The sequence below is a fragment of the Streptomyces sp. 378 genome (assembly GCF_030124145.1).
Taxonomy (GTDB): Bacteria; Actinomycetota; Actinomycetes; order Streptomycetales; family Streptomycetaceae; genus Streptomyces.
In genome coordinates this window covers 76,891-95,680 of record NZ_JASKMS010000025.1, presented here as the reverse complement: position 1 = coordinate 95,680, position 18,790 = coordinate 76,891, and the positions used below count along the sequence as shown (strand labels likewise).

General features: G+C 70.2%; 17 protein-coding genes and 2 tRNA genes. 12 read left to right on the top strand and 7 right to left on the bottom strand.

Annotated features, from left to right (window positions below; translation table 11 throughout):
- The 3 genes from QNO09_RS28640 to QNO09_RS28630 all read right to left on the bottom strand — a co-directional run bounded on the left by QNO09_RS28640 (position 1) and on the right by QNO09_RS28630 (position 2,302).
- Positions 1-270 carry a hypothetical protein gene (locus tag QNO09_RS28640; RefSeq protein WP_283973143.1) on the bottom strand — a complete coding sequence of 90 codons (270 nt, stop codon included), beginning with the start codon at positions 268-270 and terminating at the stop codon, positions 1-3.
- 488 nt (positions 271-758) lie between these two features.
- Entirely contained in the window at positions 759-1,490 is a 732-nt protein-coding gene (locus QNO09_RS28635) for a maleate cis-trans isomerase family protein (RefSeq protein WP_283973142.1), read from the bottom strand.
- On the bottom strand, positions 1,487-2,302 hold the full coding sequence (locus tag QNO09_RS28630; protein ID WP_283973174.1) for a maleate cis-trans isomerase family protein: 816 nt from the start codon (positions 2,300-2,302) through the stop codon (positions 1,487-1,489). Before QNO09_RS28630 ends, QNO09_RS28635 begins: the two co-directional genes overlap by 4 nt.
- Before the next feature lie 197 nt (positions 2,303-2,499).
- Here QNO09_RS28630 and QNO09_RS28625 point away from each other — a divergent pair, with 197 nt between their 5' ends.
- Together QNO09_RS28625 and QNO09_RS28620 are read left to right on the top strand one after the other, a co-directional pair.
- Positions 2,500-3,447, top strand: a complete 948-nt coding sequence (locus QNO09_RS28625; RefSeq protein ID WP_283973141.1) for a D-2-hydroxyacid dehydrogenase — start codon at positions 2,500-2,502, stop codon at positions 3,445-3,447.
- A 17-nt stretch (positions 3,448-3,464) separates the two neighbouring features.
- Complete coding sequence (locus tag QNO09_RS28620) at positions 3,465-4,874, top strand: amidase (protein ID WP_283973140.1); 1,410 nt, start codon at positions 3,465-3,467, stop codon at positions 4,872-4,874.
- Here the strand turns inward: QNO09_RS28620 and QNO09_RS28615 are convergent.
- Positions 4,855-5,349, bottom strand: coding sequence for a DUF3830 family protein (locus QNO09_RS28615; protein ID WP_283973139.1), 495 nt, complete (start codon positions 5,347-5,349; stop codon positions 4,855-4,857). The genes QNO09_RS28620 and QNO09_RS28615 overlap by 20 nt on opposite strands.
- 106 nt (positions 5,350-5,455) lie before the next feature.
- Here QNO09_RS28615 and ehuB point away from each other — a divergent pair, with 106 nt between their 5' ends.
- The 6 genes from ehuB to QNO09_RS28585 all read left to right on the top strand — a co-directional run bounded on the left by ehuB (position 5,456) and on the right by QNO09_RS28585 (position 9,645).
- Complete coding sequence (gene ehuB, locus QNO09_RS28610) at positions 5,456-6,379, top strand: ectoine/hydroxyectoine ABC transporter substrate-binding protein EhuB (RefSeq protein WP_283973138.1); 924 nt, start codon at positions 5,456-5,458, stop codon at positions 6,377-6,379.
- Complete coding sequence (ehuC, locus tag QNO09_RS28605; protein WP_283973137.1) at positions 6,376-7,086, top strand: ectoine/hydroxyectoine ABC transporter permease subunit EhuC; 711 nt, start codon at positions 6,376-6,378, stop codon at positions 7,084-7,086. The genes ehuB and ehuC overlap by 4 nt, the downstream gene beginning before the upstream one ends.
- A complete protein-coding gene (ehuD, locus tag QNO09_RS28600) occupies positions 7,083-7,733 on the top strand; it encodes an ectoine/hydroxyectoine ABC transporter permease subunit EhuD (RefSeq protein ID WP_283973136.1) in 651 nt (216 codons plus the stop codon). Before ehuC ends, ehuD begins: the two co-directional genes overlap by 4 nt.
- Positions 7,723-8,508 (top strand): ectoine/hydroxyectoine ABC transporter ATP-binding protein EhuA, encoded by a 786-nt coding sequence (ehuA, locus tag QNO09_RS28595; RefSeq protein WP_283973135.1) that lies wholly within the window; start codon positions 7,723-7,725, stop codon positions 8,506-8,508. The genes ehuD and ehuA overlap by 11 nt, the downstream gene beginning before the upstream one ends.
- Before the next feature lie 208 nt (positions 8,509-8,716).
- Positions 8,717-9,475 carry an IclR family transcriptional regulator gene (locus QNO09_RS28590; protein ID WP_283973134.1) on the top strand — a complete coding sequence of 253 codons (759 nt, stop codon included), beginning with the start codon at positions 8,717-8,719 and terminating at the stop codon, positions 9,473-9,475.
- Between the two features lie 96 nt (positions 9,476-9,571).
- A tRNA-Lys gene (locus tag QNO09_RS28585) sits at positions 9,572-9,645 on the top strand.
- Positions 9,646-9,979: 334 nt separating this feature from the next.
- Here the strand turns inward: QNO09_RS28585 and QNO09_RS28580 are convergent.
- The 3 genes from QNO09_RS28580 to QNO09_RS28570 form a co-directional block, all read right to left on the bottom strand.
- Positions 9,980-10,591: a lytic polysaccharide monooxygenase auxiliary activity family 9 protein gene (locus QNO09_RS28580; RefSeq protein ID WP_283973133.1), complete on the bottom strand. Its 612-nt coding sequence runs from the start codon at positions 10,589-10,591 to the stop codon at positions 9,980-9,982.
- A gap of 101 nt (positions 10,592-10,692) precedes the next feature.
- Complete coding sequence (locus QNO09_RS28575; protein WP_283973132.1) at positions 10,693-11,814, bottom strand: SPFH domain-containing protein; 1,122 nt, start codon at positions 11,812-11,814, stop codon at positions 10,693-10,695.
- A 212-nt stretch (positions 11,815-12,026) separates the two neighbouring features.
- A complete protein-coding gene (locus QNO09_RS28570; RefSeq protein WP_283973131.1) occupies positions 12,027-13,379 on the bottom strand; it encodes a peptidoglycan-binding protein in 1,353 nt (450 codons plus the stop codon).
- A 200-nt stretch (positions 13,380-13,579) separates the two neighbouring features.
- Between QNO09_RS28570 and QNO09_RS28565 the strand changes: the two genes are divergently transcribed.
- The 4 genes from QNO09_RS28565 (at position 13,580) to glxA (ending at position 18,769) form a co-directional block, all read left to right on the top strand.
- Positions 13,580-13,653: transfer RNA gene (locus QNO09_RS28565), tRNA-Lys, on the top strand.
- Positions 13,654-13,793: 140 nt separating this feature from the next.
- Complete coding sequence (locus QNO09_RS28560) at positions 13,794-14,507, top strand: FadR/GntR family transcriptional regulator (protein WP_283973130.1); 714 nt, start codon at positions 13,794-13,796, stop codon at positions 14,505-14,507.
- 324 nt (positions 14,508-14,831) lie between these two features.
- Positions 14,832-16,832, top strand: a complete 2,001-nt coding sequence (locus QNO09_RS28555) for a glycosyltransferase family 2 protein (RefSeq protein ID WP_283973129.1) — start codon at positions 14,832-14,834, stop codon at positions 16,830-16,832.
- Complete coding sequence (gene glxA / locus QNO09_RS28550) at positions 16,829-18,769, top strand: radical copper oxidase GlxA (RefSeq protein ID WP_283973128.1); 1,941 nt, start codon at positions 16,829-16,831, stop codon at positions 18,767-18,769. The genes QNO09_RS28555 and glxA overlap by 4 nt, the downstream gene beginning before the upstream one ends.
- Positions 18,770-18,790 lie beyond the last annotated feature (21 nt).

The following is an 18,790-nucleotide window of genomic DNA, read 5'->3' as shown; positions in this document are numbered from 1 at the left end:
TCAGGCGGCCTGCTCCCAGTCCCCGCGCGCGCTGCCCCGCGGGGGCGGGCGGTGGGCCTTCTCGCGTGCCCGCAGGACGGCCCACGCGAGGGCGGTCACCCCGACGAGCCACCAGGGCGCCGGCCACACGACGCCCCACCAGTCGGCCCGGGGATCGAGGAAGGCGTCCGCGGCGGCGGAGGCCATGGCCGCGGCCAGACTCCGGCACAGCAGGCGGCCGGACAGCTGGACAGCGCTTGCGGAGGGTCTGAACGGGCCCGTTTCGGCCATCGGGGAGTCCTTCACGGCACGACTGGCTGCGGACGTGGCCAGTGTGCACGGAATGGACGGCGAAAGGGGAACGCGCTTTCGGTCAACCCAAGGGCCGCCTGTGGCGGCGGAGTTGAGCATTCCTCAGCTCCGGGTGGCGCGTTGGCGCATCTATGTCCCGCTTCCTCCCGAAGAAGGGGTGGGACCGATTCCGGCCCGTATGGGGCGCGCGTTCGAGGGCACGGCACCCTTTCTCACCCCACTCGGGGGCACTCGGGCTCCATGCCGACGGGTGCGCACCGGGTGGCACGAGCGGCCGGCTGCCTCAAGGCGGCGTTCGTGGTGGCCGTCGCCATGAATCTGGCCGAGGCCGTCCGGGACCCGGGGGGAGTCACCTGGAGGGCGGCCCGGACGGTGGCGAGTCCGCGTGCGAAGCGGCGTGATCGGGAGGCCTCCGCGCCGCCCGCGGCGTGCTGGTGCGGGCGGCGGGTTCGGCCCACTGGCCGGCCTCACGCCTGGACGAGTGGCTCCCTCGAGAAGAGTGCGCCCAGTTCCGGCGCGTTCACCCGTCGGTCCGCCAGGCGCAGGGCCTCCCAGACCGTGACCTGGTTGGCGGTGAGGACCGGCTTGCCGAGTTCCTTCTCCAAGGCGGGGATGTGGGCCGCCGTGTGGAGGGCGGTGTCGGGCAGCAGGAGCGCCTCCGCGTCGGGGTGGTCGGAGTTCCGGGCGAGGGCGAGGAGTTCCGGCTCGCCCCAGGTGCCGACCTCGGCGGCCGTGATGATGCCGGAGCTGCCGACCGAGACGACCTCCACGCCGGCCGAGCGGAGGAACTCGGCGAACAGCTGGGCCACGTCCTCCGGATAGGTCGCCCCGACAGCGACCCGCCGCACCCCCAGCTCCCGCACCGCGTGCGTGAACGCGAAGGACGTGGAGGAGGCAGGCATGCCGGCCGTCTGGGCCAGGGCGCGGATCTGTTCCTGCGCGCCGTCCCAGCCGTAGACGAAACTGCCGCTCGTGCAGGCCCACACCACGGCGTCGGCACCCGCGTGCCGCAGTTCCTGCACGCCCGCCGCCAGCCGGCCGGCGGAACCCATCTCGAGCAGCGCGTCCACCCGGTGCGCGTCCTCGCCGATGTCGGTGTGCACCAGGTCCACCCGGATGTCACTGCCCAGCAACTGCTCGATGCGCGGATAGTCGTCCTCGGCGGAGTGGCCCGGGTAGAGAAATCCCAGCGCTGTCATGTCCAGCCTTCCTGCTGCTGCTCTTCTTCCGGCAGTACGGGACCGGGGTCCGCCCCCGGCGCCACGGGACCGGAACGCGCCGCCGGATTGACCAGCGCTTGGTACGGCCCCACCGCACGGGTACCCAGTCGGCGCAGTGCCGCCCACATCGTCACTTGGTTGGCCGAGATCACGGGGATGCGCAGCTCGGCCTCCAACTGGGGGATCACGTCATAGGTGGGCAGGTTGGTGCAGCTGATGAACAGCGCGTCGGCGTCGCCCCGGACGGCCTGCCGTGCCATGTCCACCACCTCCCGGTAGGGGACCTTCCAGATGTGCCGGGTCAGCCCCATGAAGGCGCAGCCGGAGATCGTGACTCCGGCCTGGGCGACGTACTCCTCCAGCGACCGCGTCACCGAGACCGTGTACGGCGTCACCAGGGCCACCCGCCGCACGTCCAGCTCGACCAGGGCCTCCAGCAGCGCGCCGGAGGTGGTGATGGCCGGTACGGCACCGGCCCGGCTCATCGCCTCGCACATCGCCCGCTCGCCCATCATGCCGCCGACGAAACTGCCCGACGTACAGGCGTAGGCCACCACCTCGGGGGCGATCGCGTTGAGCGTGCGGACCGCCTCGCTCAGCGTCTCGTGCTCGCTGACCAGGCGGGCCAGGTCGAGACTGACCTCGACCGGTACGAACGGGGTGCGGGTCATGTGGAGGGAGACCTCGTCCGGCATCCAGCGCCACAGCTCACGGTCGAGGGCGAAGTCGAAGGGAGCGACGACGCCGACCCCCCGCTGCGGGCTCGGCCCGCCGAGAAATGAGACGTCCATGGCAGCCACCGGCCTCACGCTGGGCAACGAGTGTGCAACGGATCGTGGGAACGCCCGTGTTGACGACGGTAGGTTCGGGTGCGAGCGTGGTCAATCCGCCCGGATCACTCCTTGGTCAACACCGGGTTAACTCGTCGTCACCGGCGGTCGCGTCCGGGCCGTCCACCCTCGCCGAACGGCTGGAGAAACGGCTGCTCATGCCCACCCCCACCCTCCTCGTCCTGGACGCCGAACCCCTCCCCCGCCTCGGGCGCCTCACCGGTCGCGCCCGTGTCGAGCACACCGACGCGGCGCATCTCGCCGAGCGCCTCCCGCGTGCGGATGCACTCCTGGTGTGGGACTTCACCTCGCGCGCCGTACGGGACGCGTGGCCGGGCGAGGGTCCGCGACCGCGCTGGGTGCACACGGCCAGCGCCGGTGTGGACCACCTGATGTGTCCGGAGCTCGCCGCCTCGGACACGGTGGTGACGAACGCGCGCGGCGTCTTCGACCAGCCGATCGCCGAGTACGTCGCCGCGCTCGTGCTGGCGATGGCCAAGGACCTGCCCAGGACGCTGGAACTCCAGCGGGAGCGGACCTGGCGGCACCGCGAGTCGCACAAGATCGCCGGAACCCGGGCCGTCGTGGTCGGTTCCGGGCCGATCGGCCGGGCGATCGCGCGCACGCTGGGGGCGCTGGACATCACGACCGCACTCGTGGGCCGCGCCGCGCGCTCCGGCGTGCACGGCCCGGAGGACCTGGACCGGCTGCTGGCCCGCGCCGACTGGGTGGTCGCGGCGGCGCCGCTCACGGACGAGACGCGGGGGATGTTCGACGCCCGCCGCTTCGGCCTGATGCAGCCGTCCGCCCGGTTCGTCAACATCGGCCGCGGGCAGTTGGTCGTCGAGGACGCGCTCGCCGAGGCCCTGGCCAAACGCTGGATCGCGGGCGCCGCCCTGGACGTCTTCGAGGCCGAACCCCTGCCCGCCGACAGCGCGTTGTGGCGGGCCCCGGGCCTGATCGTGTCCCCGCACATGAGCGGCGACACCGTCGGCTGGCGCGACGAACTCGGCGCGCAGTTCGTGGAGCTGTACGAACGGTGGGCGGCCGGTGAGCCGCTGACGAACGTGGTCGACAAGCAGCGTGGGTACGTACCTGGTCACTGACGTTCCTGGGAGGTCTGATGACCGAGCTCACCGAGTTGACCGCCGCACGGCTCCTCGACGGGTACCGCAAGGGTGAGTGGAGTCCCGTGGAGGCGACCCGGGCGGCGTTGGAGCGGGCCGAGGCGATCCAGCCGGAGGTGAACGCCTTCGTCCGGCTGACCGCCGAGGACGCGCTGGAGCGGGCCCGGGAGTCGCAGGAGCGTTGGCGGCGCGGTGAGCCGCGGGGGCTGCTCGACGGGGTGCCGGTCACCGTCAAGGACATCCTGCTGCTGCGCGGGGCGCCGACCCTGCGCGGGTCGAAGGCCGTGGACCCCGCGGGGCGCTGGGACGAGGACGCCCCCTCCGTGGCCCGGCTGCGCGAGCACGGGGCGGTCTTCCTGGGCAAGACGACGACCCCCGAGTACGGCTGGAAGGGCGTGACGGACTCGCCGCTGAGCGGCGTGACCCGCAACCCGCACGACCCCTCGCGCACCGCGGGCGGGTCCAGCGGCGGCAGCGCGGCGGCCGTGGCGCTCGGCGCGGGACCGCTGTCGCTGGGCACGGACGGCGGCGGCAGCGTCCGCATCCCGGCGTCGTTCTGCGGGATCTTCGCGCTGAAGCCGACCTACGGGCGGGTGCCGCTCTACCCGGCGAGCGCGTTCGGCACACTGGCGCACGTCGGGCCGATGACCCGGGACGCGGCGGACGCGGCGCTGCTGATGGACGTCATCGGCCACCCGGACTCGCGCGACTGGTCGGCGCTCGCCTCCCCGGCCGGTCCGTACACGGACGCTCTGGCGGGCGGGGTGCGCGGGCTGCGGGTGGCGTACTCGCCGTCGCTGGGCGGGCAGGTGGCGGTGCGGCCGGCCGTGGCCAGGGCGGTCCGGCGGGCGGTGGAGCGGCTGGCGGAACTCGGCGCATACGTCACGGAGACCGACCCGGACCTCACCGACCCGGTGGAGGCCTTCCACACCCTCTGGTTCAGCGGAGCGGCCCGGGTGACGCAGCATCTGGGCCCGCACCAGCGCGCGTCGCTGGACCCGGGCCTGCGGGAGATCTGCGCGCGGGGCGCCCGTTACTCGGCGCTGGACTATCTGGCCGCGGTGGACGTCCGGATGGATCTGGGCCGCCGGATGGGCCGCTTCCACGACACCTACGACCTGCTCGTCACGCCGACCATGCCCCTCACCGCGTTCGAGGCGGGCGTCGAGGTGCCGAGGGGATCCGGTCACCGGCGCTGGACGAGCTGGACCCCGTTCACCTACCCGTTCAACATGACGCAGCAGCCCGCGGCCAGCGTGCCGGTCGGCGCCGACGGGGACGGGCTGCCGATCGGGCTGCAACTCGTGGCCGCCCGGCACCGGGACGATCTGGTGCTGCGGGCGGCCCACGCGCTGTTCGAGGCCGAGGTGGCGTCGGCCGGCCGGCTCACGCCCTCCGGAAGCTGAGCGTCTCCCCCGCCGCTCCCGACCGCCACAGGTCGTTGCACGCCTCGGCCATGGTCTCCAGGCCGTCGACGACCTGGCCCCAGACGGTGCCGGGAACCCAGCCGACGTCGCCGTTCAGCAGCAGGTTGTTGCGTTCGTAGAACAGGGCCAGGTCGACGAGCGTGGTCCCGGCGCGGACCTCGCGGTCGTACCCGTAGGCCTTGGTCCCCAACTCCGCCCCGGCGAAGGCGAAGTAGCACAGATCGCCCGGAATGGGGGTGACGGTCGGGTTCTCCAGGGGCGGCTCGCTCGGGGCGAAGGGCGGGAACAGCGCGTAGATCTCGTTGCGCGCGTACTTCGCGTGATAGACGTCGCCGGCGAGTGGCAGCGCCTCCCAGACGGCCGCGCAGGTGAGGGGGGCGCGGTCGTCCAGCAGCCGGGCGGTGCAGTGGATGTCGCGTTTGACCAGCGAGACTTCGATGAAGCGATCAGCCATACCCCCATGGCAGTGCCCAGGGCCGCTGCGGTCAAGGGCGCATCGGCGCGATATCGGTCCCAAAAAGATCGGCATAACCGGAAGGGCTTCGGGTAGCCGCGCGCCCATGGCCTCACCACCAGACAGAATTCCGCCCATAGTCAGGCGTGACCGCACATCAGGACCCACCCGCCGATCGCTGCTCGCGGGGGTCGCGGCGCTCGGCGCGCTGGGTGCGTCCGGATGCTCGCGCGTGGCCCCCGACTCCGGAACGGAGGGGGGTGAGCTCCTGGAGCGGCTCCGCGCACAGGGCGTGGCGCGGCTCGGCATCGCCGGGGAGATCCCCTTCGGGTACATCGACAAGAACGGCGAACTGACCGGCGAGGCACCGGAGCTGGCGAAGGTCATCTTCAAGCGGCTCGGAGTGGACCGGGTGCAGCCCGTCCCCACCGAGTTCGGTTCCCTCATCCCCGGCCTCAACTCACAGCAGTTCGACATCGTGGCCGCCGGGATGTACATCAACCCCGAGCGCTGCGAGCAGGTCATCTTCTCCGACCCCGACTACCAGATGCTCGACTCCTTCATCGTGCGCAAGGGCAACCCCCTGGGCCTGCGCGACTACAAGGACGTCGTCGAGAAGAAGGCGAAGTTCGCGACCGGCACCGGCTACGCCGAGATCGCCTACGCCGTCGAGGCGGGCTACCCGCGGGGCGACATCCTCATCGTGCCGGACCAGGTGGCCGGTCTCAACGCGGTCGAGACCGGGCGCGCCGACGTCTTCGCCGGTACGGCGCTGACCACCCGGGAAGTGGTGAAGAAGTCCACCAAGGCCGAGGTGACCGAGCCGTTCAAGCCGATCGTCGACGGTGAACCGCATGTCGACGGCGGCGCCTTCGCGTTCCGGCCGAGCGAGACCAACCTGCGTGACGCCTTCAACCGAGAGCTGCACAAGCTCAAGGACAGCGGCGAACTGCTCCGCATTCTCAAACCCTTCGGCTTCACCGAGAACGAGATGACGGACATGACCGCGAAGGAGCTCTGCGGCGGATGACATCCGGACTCTGGGAACTCGTCTTCCGAGGCATCTGGACGACCGTCCAGCTGCTGGTCTTCAGCGCCCTGCTGGGCGCGGCCGTCGCGTTCGTCGTCGGCATCGCCCGCACCCACCAGTCGCGGGCGGTCAGGTTCCTCGCGGGCCTGTACACCACGGTGTTCCGCGGGACGTCCGCGCTCATCATGATCTTCTGGATCTACTTCGTGCTGCCGCTGAGCTTCGGCTGGCAGCTCGTGCCCATGTGGGCGGGGACGCTCGCGCTCGGGCTCACCTACGGGGCGTACGGCTCGGAGGTCGTGCGCGGCGCGATCGCCGCCGTCGATCCGGCCCAGCGGGAGGGCGGCATCGCCCTCAGCTTCACGCCCTGGCAGCGGATGCGGCTGATCCTGCTGCCGCAGGCGGTGCCGGAGATGATCCCGCCGTTCTCGAACCTGCTGGTCGAACTGCTGAAGGGCACCGCGCTGGTGTCCCTCATGGGCATGGGCGACCTGGCGTTCAGCGGCAACCTGGTGCGCCTGGCGCTCCAGGAGAGCGCGGAGATCTACACGTACATCCTGTTGATCTACTTCGTCATCGCCTTCCTGCTCACCCGGCTCATGCGGGGCCTGGAGAAGAAGCTGAAGGCAGGGATGGGGAAGGAACCCCGGGCCGGCGTCGACGTCACGCGGCAGCCCGAGGCCACCGGTGTGGGAGGTGTCTCGTGAAGTGGGACTGGAGCGCGGTGGCCGACTTCATGCCGCATTTCTGGGACGGTCTGCTGGTCACCCTGCAGATCCTGGTCATCGGCTCGGTGATCTCCTTCGTGCTGGGCCTGGTGTGGGCCCTGCTGATGCGGTCGTCCTCGCGCTGGGTCACCTGGCCCGTCGGCGTGGTCACCGAGTTCATCCGGAACACCCCGCTGCTGGTGCAGCTCTTCTTCCTGTTCTACGTGATGCCCGAGTGGGGGCTGACCTTCTCCGCCCTGACCACCGGCGTGGTCGGCATCGGCCTGCACTACTCGACCTACACCATGCAGGTGTACCGGGCCGGCATCGAGGCCGTGCCGGTGGGCCAGTGGGAGGCCGCCACGGCGCTGAACCTGCCCCTGCGCCGGACCTGGTCCGCGGTGATCCTTCCGCAGGCGGTGCGCCGAGTCGTCCCGGCACTCGGCAACTACGTCATCGCCATGCTGAAGGACACCCCGATCCTGATGGCGATCACGGTGCTGGAAATGCTCGGCGAGGCGCAGCTCTTCGCCCGTGAGCACTTCCAGTTCACCGAACCCCTGACGGTGATCGGCGTGGCCTTCATCGTCATTTCCTACCTGGCCTCCCTTGCCCTGCGAGCCCTGGAGCGACGCCTTGCCCACTGACACTCTCCCCGACCCCGAGAAGAACCCCGCCAGGAGCACCGGCGAGCTGATCCGGCTGGAACAGGTCACCAAACGGTTCGGGGACAACACCGTCCTGGACCACCTGGACTTCTCGGTCGACGCCGGCAAGCACGTCACCCTGATCGGCCCGTCCGGATCCGGCAAGACCACGATCCTGCGGCTGCTGATGACCCTGCTCAAGCCCGACGAGGGCACGATCACGGTCGACGGGCAGCAGCTGTTCCCGGCCTCCGACAAGCAGGTCCGCGAGGTCCGCAAGAAGATCGGGATGGTGTTCCAGCAGTTCAACCTGTTCCCGAACATGACGGTGCTGCGGAACATCACCGAGGCACCGGTCACGGTCCTCGGCATGTCCAAGGACGAGGCGGTGGAACGGGCCAAGGGCCTGCTGGACATGGTGGGCCTGTCCGACAAGCAGGACGCGCACCCGGCGCAGCTGTCCGGCGGCCAGCAGCAGCGGGTGGCGATCGCCCGGGCCCTGGCGATGCGCCCGAAGGTGCTGCTCCTGGACGAGGTGACCTCCGCGCTCGACCCCGAGCTGGTCGCGGGCGTCCTCGATGTCCTCAGGGACATCGCCCGCTCCACCGACATCACGATGCTCTGTGTGACCCACGAGATGAACTTCGCCCGGGACATCTCCGACCAGGTACTCATGTTCGACTCGGGCCGGATCATCGAGTCGGGCACACCGGAGAAGATCTTCAGCGAGCCCGAGCTGGACCGGACACGGGACTTCCTCAGCGCAGTGCTGTGACTACACCCCGTGAGCAGGAGGAACGCCCGGCCCCTTGACGGAGACCGGACTGGGGCATGCGTATGGCATATGCCAGTGCGCCATCGCCCCAGTCCGGGGCCCCGGGAATCTTGTCAACCCCCGCTCTGCGCAAGCCCTTTGCCGGTTAACCTGGACAAGGTTCACTGACCGGATTACGGCCCTACAGCAAGCGCAGGGGGAGACCACCGTGGCGCTGAAGCACGAGCCGACCACCCCGTACCACTCGGCCCAGGAAGCCCTCCGCGTCCTGGAGACGGTGGCGCACGGTTCCAGCGGTGTCACCGACACCGAGATCACCCGGCACACCGGCATCATCCCGGAGCGACTGACCACGCTCCTGCGGATGCTGCGCCGCGAGGGCTACATCGAGCAGATCGCCGACGGCGCGTACGTCACCGGCGAGACCCTGGCCCGCCTCGCCTCCGCCCACCACCGCGAGCAGGCCCTGCGCGACAAGCTCCAGCGCACCCTCGACCGGCTTCGCGACTCGGTCGGCGCCGCCGTCTACATGAGCCGGTACGTCGACGGCGAGATCAGCATCACCCAGTACGCCGACAGCCCGGCCGCGCCCAAGGTCAACGAGTGGGTCGACTTCCGTTCCTCGGCCCACGCCACCGCCATCGGCAAGAGCCTGCTCACCCAGCTCGACCACGCCGGCCGCCGCGACCACCTCGCCCGGCACAAGATGGCCCGCCTCACCTCGCGCACCATCACCAGCGACCGGCTCCTGCTCTCCCGCCTGGAGGCCCAGCCGCCGACCGTGCCCGTCCTGGACCTCCAGGAGTACGCGATCGGCACGGTCTGCGCGGCCGTCCCGATCACGGCCGGCTCCTCCGTCGGCTGCCTGGCCCTGTCCCTCCCGGTCGAGCACGCCCACCGGCTGCGCCGGGCCGCGGACGCCCTCAACCGCAACGCGGCTCCGGTGCTGCTCTCCATGGCGATCTAGGACGCCGCCGGGTGGTCCGGAGCACCCCTCGGCATTGGGTAGTATTTTCTCCGTCGCCCGCCGCGGAACGCGGTTCCAGCAGCAGGCGAGAGTCATGCGCCGCTAGCTCAGTTGGTTAGAGCAGCTGACTCTTAATCAGCGGGTCCGGGGTTCGAGTCCCTGGCGGCGCACGGATGAGGGGCCTCTCGTGGGAGCGAGGGGCCCCTCAGCGTGTCCCGGGCGCCGCGCCTCCGCGGTCGGCGACGCGGCCGGCGCGGGAGGAACCCCCCACGCCGGCCTCACCGGTGACTCAAGCGAACTTCGGAAGATTATCTGCCGGGGGTGCGGGGTCGTTGCCCACGCCGACCGGAATGCTTCCCACAACATCGCCACCCGTGGCGAGAGCGTGTGGAATGCGGGGCGTGAGTCACGCGTCCCTGCCACCCCATGACGGGGTGTCTGGACGGAGGAGTCCCCCAGCAACCAGCTGGGCACTACCTCCAAGCCCGGTCCTTCAGGGCCGGGTCAAGTTGACAAGGTCACGTCCGAGCAGGCGTAGAACGCGTTGGCCGTGTCGGCGATCGTCCACACCGCGACGATGACGTGCCGGCCGCTGAGCCCGGACGGCAGCCTGCCCGTGTGGGAGAGGGTCGACGGCGGGCGCTGCCCGTTGTACGGCACCGTGAAGAACGGCGTGAGGTTCAGGTCGGACCGGGCGAGGTTGTGGTTCTGGTTCCAGCCCGGCTTGGTGATGTAGTACTTGAAGTCGGTCGTGGCGTGCATGGCCGTGAACTGCCACCGGAACGTGTAGGTCTGGCCGCCCGCCACCCGGGTGGCCGGCCAGGCCCCGCCGGACGGTGTCCGCGGTGCGCTGAGCTGGCTGAAGTGGCCGACGCCGCCGTTGCAGATCTGCCCGTCGGCCGGTCCGGAGGCCGGGAAGCCCTTCGGCCCCTCGACGCTCTGCGGTTCCCACTGGATGGAACCGCAGTTGGTCACCGTGCCGTTCTGGCAGAGCTTCTGCCTGCTGATGGGGAGGTCGGTGTAGCCGTGGCCGCTGGCGCCGCCGGAGGAGAGTACGAGAGCTCCGGTCGTGGCCAGTCCCACCGCGACCGCGGACAACTTGGTCCTTGTGCGCATGCTGCCGCTCCTGGAGAACGTGGGGGAGTTTCACTGAGGCGTGCAGGTAGGTCTAGACCAAGTCTGAGAGTAGGGACGTTGGTTGAACATGTCCATACCAATCACGGAGCTGTTTCCCCGCGGCCCGCGCAGAACGCCACCGTCAGGTCCTTCACCAGCGCCTTCCGCTCGTAGTCGTCGAGTTCGACCAGCCCGCGCATGGTCAGCCGGGTCACGGTGTCCTCCACCGAGTCCACGACCGAGGTGAGCACGCTCGCCCGGTGCTGGGCGTCGAGCGCCGCGATCCGCCGGCGGTGCATCGCGGCGGCGACCTCGGGGGCGTACTCGACGCGGGCCGGCTGCACGGAGAACACCTCCAGGCCCACCGGCGCCGCGTCCGCCGCCACCAGCCGGGTCAGTGCCTCGGCCGCCGCGTCCCCGGCCCCCTTCGGCCCGCCGGGCATCTGCACCGGCACCCGGGCCAGCGCGGCCTCGACGCACTCGCGCAGATACGTCTCGTGGTCGTCCACGGCCAGTGTGGCCCGGGCGGTGTCGCGCACCCGCCACACCACCAGGACGACCACCCGCAGCGCGACCCCGGCCCCGTCGGCCGCCGGCACCGGCTCGCTGCGCCAGTGCCGCAGCCTCATGTCCACCCGGCGGCGCAACAGCAGCGGATTGACCCACAGCAGGCCGGAGCGCCGGACGGTCCCCCGGTAGCGCCCGAAGAGGTCCAGTACCCAGGCGCGCCCGGTGCGGCCCCGGGCCAGCCCGCCGAGCCCGAACAGCCCGAGCGCCCCGGCCGCCGCGTACGCCGCCCACTGCGCGGGACCGAGCCCGGCCCCGGCGTACGCGGGCAGCCGCAGCACCTCCAGCGCGAGCGGTGGCAGCACCCCGGCCCACCAGGAGGTGGCCACACACCCGGCCGCACCGCAGGCACCGGCCAAGACGCCCGCCGCGCCGGGCAGCACCGTCGCCGGCCGCTCCACCAGGTCGGGGTCGACCTGCGGCACCGGCCGCTTCGGCGCGATCGCCGGGCGCCTCAGGCGCGGCTGCTCCCCCGTGCCCTGCCTGCGGCCGACGACCGCCGGTTTCAGCGGTACCGGCGCCGGGTCGGGGTCGTCGCGGAACAGCAGGTGGACGGGGATCTCGGTGGTGGACTCGTTCTGGATGAGCCGGGCGGGCCGTACCGTGCCGTCGGCCGGTCCGTCGGGTTCGGACGGGTGGGAAGTGGTCGTACTCATGCGTGCCTCCAGCCTCCGCGCCAGATGCGTCACAACGGTGGATCCCGGACGCTGGGCCCGCCGAAGGGGGGCGACCGGGATGGGGGGCCCGGCGAGAGGGCCGACCGGGGGATGTCGAGGCCCGCCCGAAAAGGGCCGACCGGGATGTCGAGGCCCGCCCGAAAAGGGCCGACCGGGATGTCGGGGCCCGCCCGAAAGGGGCCGAGAACGCGCTACGAGAACAGGCGCCGCCAGGTCTCCGGCCCGGGGTAGCCGTCCGCCGCGCCGCCCCGCCAGCCCTGGGTGCGCTGGAAGGCCTCGACGGCGCGCCGGTCCGCCTCGCCCCAGCGCGGCCCGGGCCCGACCGAGTAGAACCTGCCGAATCCCTTCCGGACGAGCTGTCCGCCCAGCTGGGTGATGTAGGTGTTGTCGGCGCCGGGACGGAACATCGCCCGGCCCGGGTAGCCGGGGACGCCGTGGGAGGCGGGCGGCGGCCCGACCGCCCCGCCCTTCACGTCCTTGCCCTTCCCCGTGGCCAGCAGTTCCCAGGTGCGCGGGCCGGGCAGCCCGTCGGCGTCCGCGCCCTTCCAGCCCTGCGCCAGCTGGAACGCCCGGGTCGCCCGCCGGTCGGCGTCGGTCCAGCGCGGCCCCGGACCCGAGGCGTAGGAGCCGCCGGCCCCGCGCGCGACGAGCATGCGGCCGAGCTGTGTGACGTACTTGTTGTTCGCGCCGGGGCCGAAATAGGCCGCTCCCGGGTACGGCGTGCCGGCCGGGGCGCCCGGCAGACCGCTGTCCGGTTCGGGCGCCGGTTCCTCCGGTGTGACGCCCTTGTAGCGGTAGGGCACGTACCGGTCGGAGTTGTTCCAGTAGGCGTACGGGGTGGACTGCCGGCGGGTGTGCGGGCGGGTCTGCTCGTAGGCGATGTAGTGGGTGTGCGTGGAGTCCGCCCAGCCGCCGAAAATGGTGACGTGCGAGCCGTTCTCGGGGTCGGACGCATTGTAGAACAGCAGTATGTCGCCCGGCTGGAGTTCTTCCTTGGAAATCTTCTCCCCGTACTGGGCGAGACTGCCCGTCCATTCGTTTCCGGGCAGCTTCCAGGCCATCGAGACATAGCCGGAGCAGTCCTGCCGGTAACCGTCCGAATAATAGGCGCTCATGCTGTACGGCACCTTCGCGGCGACCCAGGTTTTGGCCCGGTCGATGATCTCCGAGCGGGTGATCGCGGTCGGCTTGGGGGCGACCGGGGGCATCGTCGGCCGGCCGCCGGGGCCGTGCAGCGGAGCCGTGTCGCCCTGCGGGCTGTCAGGCTCGTCACCTGCCGGAATGCCCGGGCGGTGGGGGCCGTACGAGGTGGCCGCGGCAGGTACGGCATGGCCCGCTCCCAGGGCCGTGGAGGCCGCGGCCGCCAGCGCGAGAGCCATGGGGGTCCCCCCTGCCCGAGCGCCGCCGAGAGCTTGGAGGCGCGCGGCCGGGTGGGCACTGGTCCGGCCGGACCGGGAATGCGGCAGGACGCGGCGCCAGTGGACACAGCCGGGGCAGTCGCAGTCGCTCGCGGGGTCGATTTCCTCGAATACCGGAGACTCCATGCGATTCCCCTCACACTTCCGGCGGAAAATGCGGCGCCCGGGCATCTCGGGGCGCGCAGCGTCAGTTTCGCAACTGTCTTCCGCACGCGCATGCTGACGGTCCGAATGATGTACGCGGACGCCTCGCGGGAGTCCGCCCGGGCCCGGCCCGGGTGGTCGGGAGCACCTCGCGGCGTCCTGTAGAGTTACGACGTCAGCGCGCGCCGCTAGCTCAGTTGGTTAGAGCAGCTGACTCTTAATCAGCGGGTCCGGGGTTCGAGTCCCTGGCGGCGCACCGACCGGAAGGCCTCTCGCGAAAGCGAGGGGCCTTCTCGCGTTCCCCGGAGGGCCCGCCCCTCCCTGTCTCCCTCTGGCCAAAACACCTCTCTGGCCGGAACCCGGCCCACCGCACGATTGGCCGGATACCCTCTCGCCATGGCAGCGCGAGACCTTCAGGAGCGGATCAAGAAGCTCATCATCGACCGCCGGCTGGCCTCCGGGGCCCCGCTGCCGACCGAGCCCGAGCTGATGGAGTTCCTCGGCGCGAGCCGGAACTCGGTGCGGGAGGCGCTGAAGGCGCTCCAGGCGATGGGCATCGTGGAGATCCGGCACGGCTTCGGCACGTACGTCGGCCCGATGTCCCTGGCCCCGATGATCGAGGGTCTGGCCTTCCGCACGGTCGCCGGGCACTACCGGGGCGAGGACTCCCTGCTCCAGCTGCTGGAGCTGAGGGAGGCGGTGGAGACAGGGCTCGTGTCCCGGCTCGCCGGCCGGATGCCGGAAGCGGACCTCGTTGAACTGGACGCGCTCGCCGCCCGTATGGATGAGCAGGCCGCGCGGGGAGCCGGTCTCGCCGAGACCGACCGGGCCTTTCACGCCACCCTCTACCGGGGGCTGGACAACGTCCTGCTGTGCGAGGTCCTGGAGGCGTTCTGGGACGCCTTCCACCGGGTGCGCACGGACCTCGGGGGCGAGCCGCAGGACCCGAAGGTCACCTGCCGGCAGCACCGGGAGATCCTCGACGCGGTGCGGTCCGGCGACTCGATGCGGGCGGAGGAGGCCATAAGGGAGCACTTCGGCAACATCCGCGCCCGTCTGTCCACAACGACTCCACAGAGCCCCCACACCCGCCACAATGAACGCGTATGACCGGTAAACACCGCGTTTCACACCTTGCGATCATGATGGACGCCGTAGAACCCTGTGCTTCTGGTTTTACAAGATGCTGCGGGTTCGCGGCAGTTGGGGGGCTTTGGAACCGGTTGCGGACTGGGCGGGGGTAGGGGCTCCGTTCATGAACCGATGCCTAGGGGGGCATCATGCAACCGGAAGGTCGCGTTGCCGTGTCTATAGGGTGTGGATGACGTGGTGACTGCGATCCACCACTGATACGTCTGTGAAGGTCGAGGGGGACCCGCAGCAGACGGTAGGAAGCTACGAAACACGCGGTGTCCGCGTGTGGGGGGATGACTCATGACGTCGAGGCCCACGGGTGCCCGGCAGGACCACGACCCGTCCCAGACCACCCAACTCAGGGTGCCGTCACACCGGATGAGCACGACAGGGACGTTCCGGAGGATCAAGAAGACCCTGCCGAGGTACGACTACGAGCACTACAGCCGGCTCGCGGGTCCCCTCACCCAGCCGGATCCGAGCAAGCCGTACAAGGTGCAGTACCGCTCGCTCATCTCGCAGGAGCCGCACCGCATCCGGGTCGCCCTGATGCTGGCCGCGGCCCCGGTGCTGTCCCTGGTGCTGCTGTTCTGGCTGCTCCAGCCCGAGCACTGGACCGAGCGCGACTATCCGGCCTTCGACTGGCTGCCCGCGCTCGACATGGTGATGCTCGTCTCGATCGGCCTGATCGAGTTCTTCCGCTGCATGAACGTGCTGTCCAACGCGCACGCCACGCTGGTGGCCCGCGACCCGATCCCGGTGGTGCCCGAGACCGGCACCAGAGTGGCCTTCCTCACCTCCTTCGTGCCCGGCAAGGAACCGCTGGAGATGGTGACGAAGACCCTGGAGGCGGCGGTGAAGATCCGCCACCGGGGCCTGATGCACGTGTGGCTGCTCGACGAGGGCGACGACCCCGACGTGAAGGCGGTCTGCGAGCGCCTCGGCGTGCACCACTTCTCCCGCAAGGGCGTCGCGAAGTGGAACCAGGCCAAGGGCCCGCACCGCGCCAAGACCAAGCACGGCAACTACAACGCCTGGCTCGAGGCGCACGGCGACGACTACGACTTCTTCGCCTCGGTCGACACCGACCACGTGCCGCTGCCCAACTACCTGGAGCGGATGCTCGGCTTCTTCCGCGACCCGGACGTCGGCTTCGTCATCGGCCCGCAGGTCTACGGCAACTACGACAACCCCATCACCAAGGCCGCCGAGTCGCAGCAGTTCCTGTTCCACGCGCTGATCCAGCGCGCGGGCAACCGCTACGGCTCCCCGATGTTCGTCGGCACCTCCAACGCCGTGCGCATCAAGGCGCTGAAGCAGATCGGCGGTCTGTACGACTCGATCACCGAGGACATGGCGACCGGCTTCGAGATGCACCGCCACAAGAACCCGGCGACGGGCCGCAAGTGGCGCTCGGTGTACACGCCGGACGTGCTCGCCGTCGGTGAGGGCCCCAGCGCCTGGACGGACTTCTTCACCCAGCAGATGCGCTGGTCGCGAGGCACGTACGAGACGATCATCGGGCAGTACTGGAAGGGCTGGTACTCGCTGCCGCCGAGCAAGCTCTTCAACTACACGATGATGATCATCTTCTACCCGATGTCGGCCCTCAACTGGATCCTGGCGGCGCTGAGCTGCTGCCTGTTCCTGGGCCTGGGCGCCTCGGGTGTGAACATCGACCCGGCGGTCTGGCTGATGCTCTACGGCAACGCCTCCGCCCTGCAGATCGGCCTGTACGTCTGGAACCGCCGGCACAACGTCTCGCCGCACGAGCCGGAGGGCTCCGGCGGTGTGGCCGGCATGGTGATGTCCGCACTGTCGGCGCCGCTGTACGCGAAGGCGCTCATCGACTCGGTGCTGCGGCGCAAGAGCAAGTTCGTGGTCACGCCCAAGGGCGACTCGGCGAGCCCGGACCGCTGGTTCGGCACGTTCCGCTACCACTGGTACTTCGTCGCGATCTTCGGTGGGTCGATCGCCGCCGGATTCGTCTTCGGCCACTCCCACCCCGCGATGATCATCTGGGCGACGTTCGCGCTGCTGATCACCGCCTCGCCGGTGTTCGCCTGGCGCTGGCAGCTGCGGCAGGACGCGAAGAAGCCTCCCGCCCACGCCGGGGGACGGCCGCAGGACCCCGCGGAGGCACCCCGCACGCAGTCGCTGCCCATCCCGCAGCAGCCGACGGGGCACACCCCGCAGCACAAGCCCACGTGGGCCGCGACCCCGGGCGCACCCGGGGAGGTCGGGGGATCCGACCAGACCATGCAGATCGCCCTTGGTGGACTTGGGGGACGTAAGGAATGAACGACCGTGCAGGCCGCCGCCGGGCTCGTCGACTCGCGATCGGCACGGCGGTGGTACTCGCGCTGGCCGGGATGAACGGGCCGTGGCTCTACCGCTTCAGCACCGAGAAATACCACCAGTACACGATCAACAAGCCGGAGTACAAGGCCGCCAACGGCAAGTGGGAGATCGTCGATTTCCCCGAGGAGTACCGGCAGAACACCATCCACGCGGCGCTGCTGCGCACCGGCAAGGTGCTGCTCGTCGCGGGCTCGGGCAACGACCAGGACAACTTCGACGCGAAGAAGTTCGACACCCGGATCTGGGACCCGGTCAAGGGCACCGTCAAGAAGGTGCCCACGCCCGCCGACCTGTTCTGCACCGGTCACACCCAGCTCGCCAACGGCAATCTGCTGATCGCGGGCGGCACCAAGCGGTACGAGAAGCTCAAGGGTGACGTCACCAAGGCCGGCGGCCTGATGATCGTTCACAACGAGAATCCGGACGCCCCGATCACCCTGCCCGCGGGCACCGTGTTCACCGGCAAGGAGAACGGCAAGACCTTCGTCTCCAAGGACCCGGTGCTCGTGCCGCGCGCCAAGAAGGTCTTCGACAAGGCGACCGGCAGGTTCCTGCGCAACGACCCCGGTCTCGGCCGGATCTACGTCGAGGCGCAGAAGCGCGGCAAGAAGTACGAGACCGGCACGCAGGACAACTACCGTGTGCACGGCCTGAAGGGCGCCGACGCCAAGAACACCTACGGCATCGCGCAGAAACTCGCCCTGGACAAGAAGGACTTCCAGGGCATCCGGGACGCCTTCGAGTTCGACCCGGTCGCCGAGAAGTACATCAAGGTCGACCCGATGAAGGAGGCCCGCTGGTACCCGACACTCACCACCCTGAGCGACGGAAAGATCCTCAGCGTCTCCGGCCTCGACGACATCGGCCAGCTGGTACCGGGCAAGAACGAGGTCTTCGACCCGAAGACCAAGAAGTGGACCTACACCGGCAAGGTCCGGCAGTTCCCGACCTACCCGGCGCTGTTCCTCATGCAGAACGGCAAGGTCTTCTACTCGGGTTCCAACGCGGGGTACGGGCCGGACGACGTGGGCCGTGAGCCGGGCGTGTGGGACGTGGACACCAACAAGTTCAAGAAGATCCCGGGCCTGAGCGACCCCACGCTGATGGAGACGTCGGGCACGGTGCTGCTGCCGCCGGCGCAGGGCGAGAAGTACATGGTGGTCGGCGGCGGTGGCGTCGGCGAGTCCGAGCGGTCCAGCGAGAAGACGCGCGTCGTCGACCTGAAGAAGGCGAACCCGCGCTTCGTGGACGGCCCGTCCCTGGACAAGGGCACGCGGTACCCGAACGCCTCGATCCTGCCCGACGACAGCGTGCTGATCTCCGGCGGCTCGGAGGACTACCGCGGCCGCGGCGACTCGAACATCTTCGAGGCGCGGCTCTACGACACGGAGAACAACGAGCTGAGGCGCGTCGCCGACCCGCTCGTGGGCCGCAACTACCACTCCGGGTCGGTCCTGCTGCCCGACGGACGCGTGATGTTCTTCGGCTCCGACTCGCTCTACGGGGACAAGGCCAACACCAAGCCGGGTGAGTTCGAGCAGCGCATCGAGATCTACACGCCGCCCTATCTGTACGGCGACGCGGACCGGCCCTCGCTCGCGGGCGGGCCGCAGACCATCGAGCGCGGCGGCACGGGGACGTTCACCTCGGCGGACGCGGCGAAGGTCAAGAAGGTCCGGCTGATCCGGCCGAGCGCCGCCACGCACGTCACGGACGTCGACCAGCGGTCGATCGCCCTGGACTTCAAGGCGTCCGGCGACAAGCTCACGGTCACCGTCCCGGAGAACCGGAACCTGGTCCAGGCGGGCTGGTACATGATGTTCGTCACGGACGCCGAGGGCACACCGAGCAAGGCCCAGTGGGTCAAGGTGCCCTGAGATCCGACGAAAGGGGCGCCC

What these genes read in the sequence shown, in the direction of transcription:
- QNO09_RS28640 (WP_283973143.1), bottom strand. Translation starts at nt 270, where the DNA reads ATGGCCGAAACGGGCCCGTTCAGACCCTCCGCAAGCGCTGTCCAGCTG.
- QNO09_RS28635 (WP_283973142.1), bottom strand. Translation starts at nt 1,490, where the DNA reads ATGACAGCGCTGGGATTTCTCTACCCGGGCCACTCCGCCGAGGACGAC.
- QNO09_RS28630 (WP_283973174.1), bottom strand. Translation starts at nt 2,302, where the DNA reads ATGGACGTCTCATTTCTCGGCGGGCCGAGCCCGCAGCGGGGGGTCGGC.
- QNO09_RS28625 (WP_283973141.1), top strand. Translation starts at nt 2,500, where the DNA reads ATGCCCACCCCCACCCTCCTCGTCCTGGACGCCGAACCCCTCCCCCGC.
- QNO09_RS28620 (WP_283973140.1), top strand. Translation starts at nt 3,465, where the DNA reads ATGACCGAGCTCACCGAGTTGACCGCCGCACGGCTCCTCGACGGGTAC.
- QNO09_RS28615 (WP_283973139.1), bottom strand. Translation starts at nt 5,349, where the DNA reads ATGGCTGATCGCTTCATCGAAGTCTCGCTGGTCAAACGCGACATCCAC.
- ehuB (WP_283973138.1), top strand. Translation starts at nt 5,456, where the DNA reads ATGGCCTCACCACCAGACAGAATTCCGCCCATAGTCAGGCGTGACCGC.
- ehuC (WP_283973137.1), top strand. Translation starts at nt 6,376, where the DNA reads ATGACATCCGGACTCTGGGAACTCGTCTTCCGAGGCATCTGGACGACC.
- QNO09_RS28580 (WP_283973133.1), bottom strand. Translation starts at nt 10,591, where the DNA reads ATGCGCACAAGGACCAAGTTGTCCGCGGTCGCGGTGGGACTGGCCACG.
- QNO09_RS28575 (WP_283973132.1), bottom strand. Translation starts at nt 11,814, where the DNA reads ATGAGTACGACCACTTCCCACCCGTCCGAACCCGACGGACCGGCCGAC.
- QNO09_RS28570 (WP_283973131.1), bottom strand. Translation starts at nt 13,379, where the DNA reads ATGGAGTCTCCGGTATTCGAGGAAATCGACCCCGCGAGCGACTGCGAC.
- QNO09_RS28560 (WP_283973130.1), top strand. Translation starts at nt 13,794, where the DNA reads ATGGCAGCGCGAGACCTTCAGGAGCGGATCAAGAAGCTCATCATCGAC.
- QNO09_RS28555 (WP_283973129.1), top strand. Translation starts at nt 14,832, where the DNA reads ATGACGTCGAGGCCCACGGGTGCCCGGCAGGACCACGACCCGTCCCAG.
- glxA (WP_283973128.1), top strand. Translation starts at nt 16,829, where the DNA reads ATGAACGACCGTGCAGGCCGCCGCCGGGCTCGTCGACTCGCGATCGGC.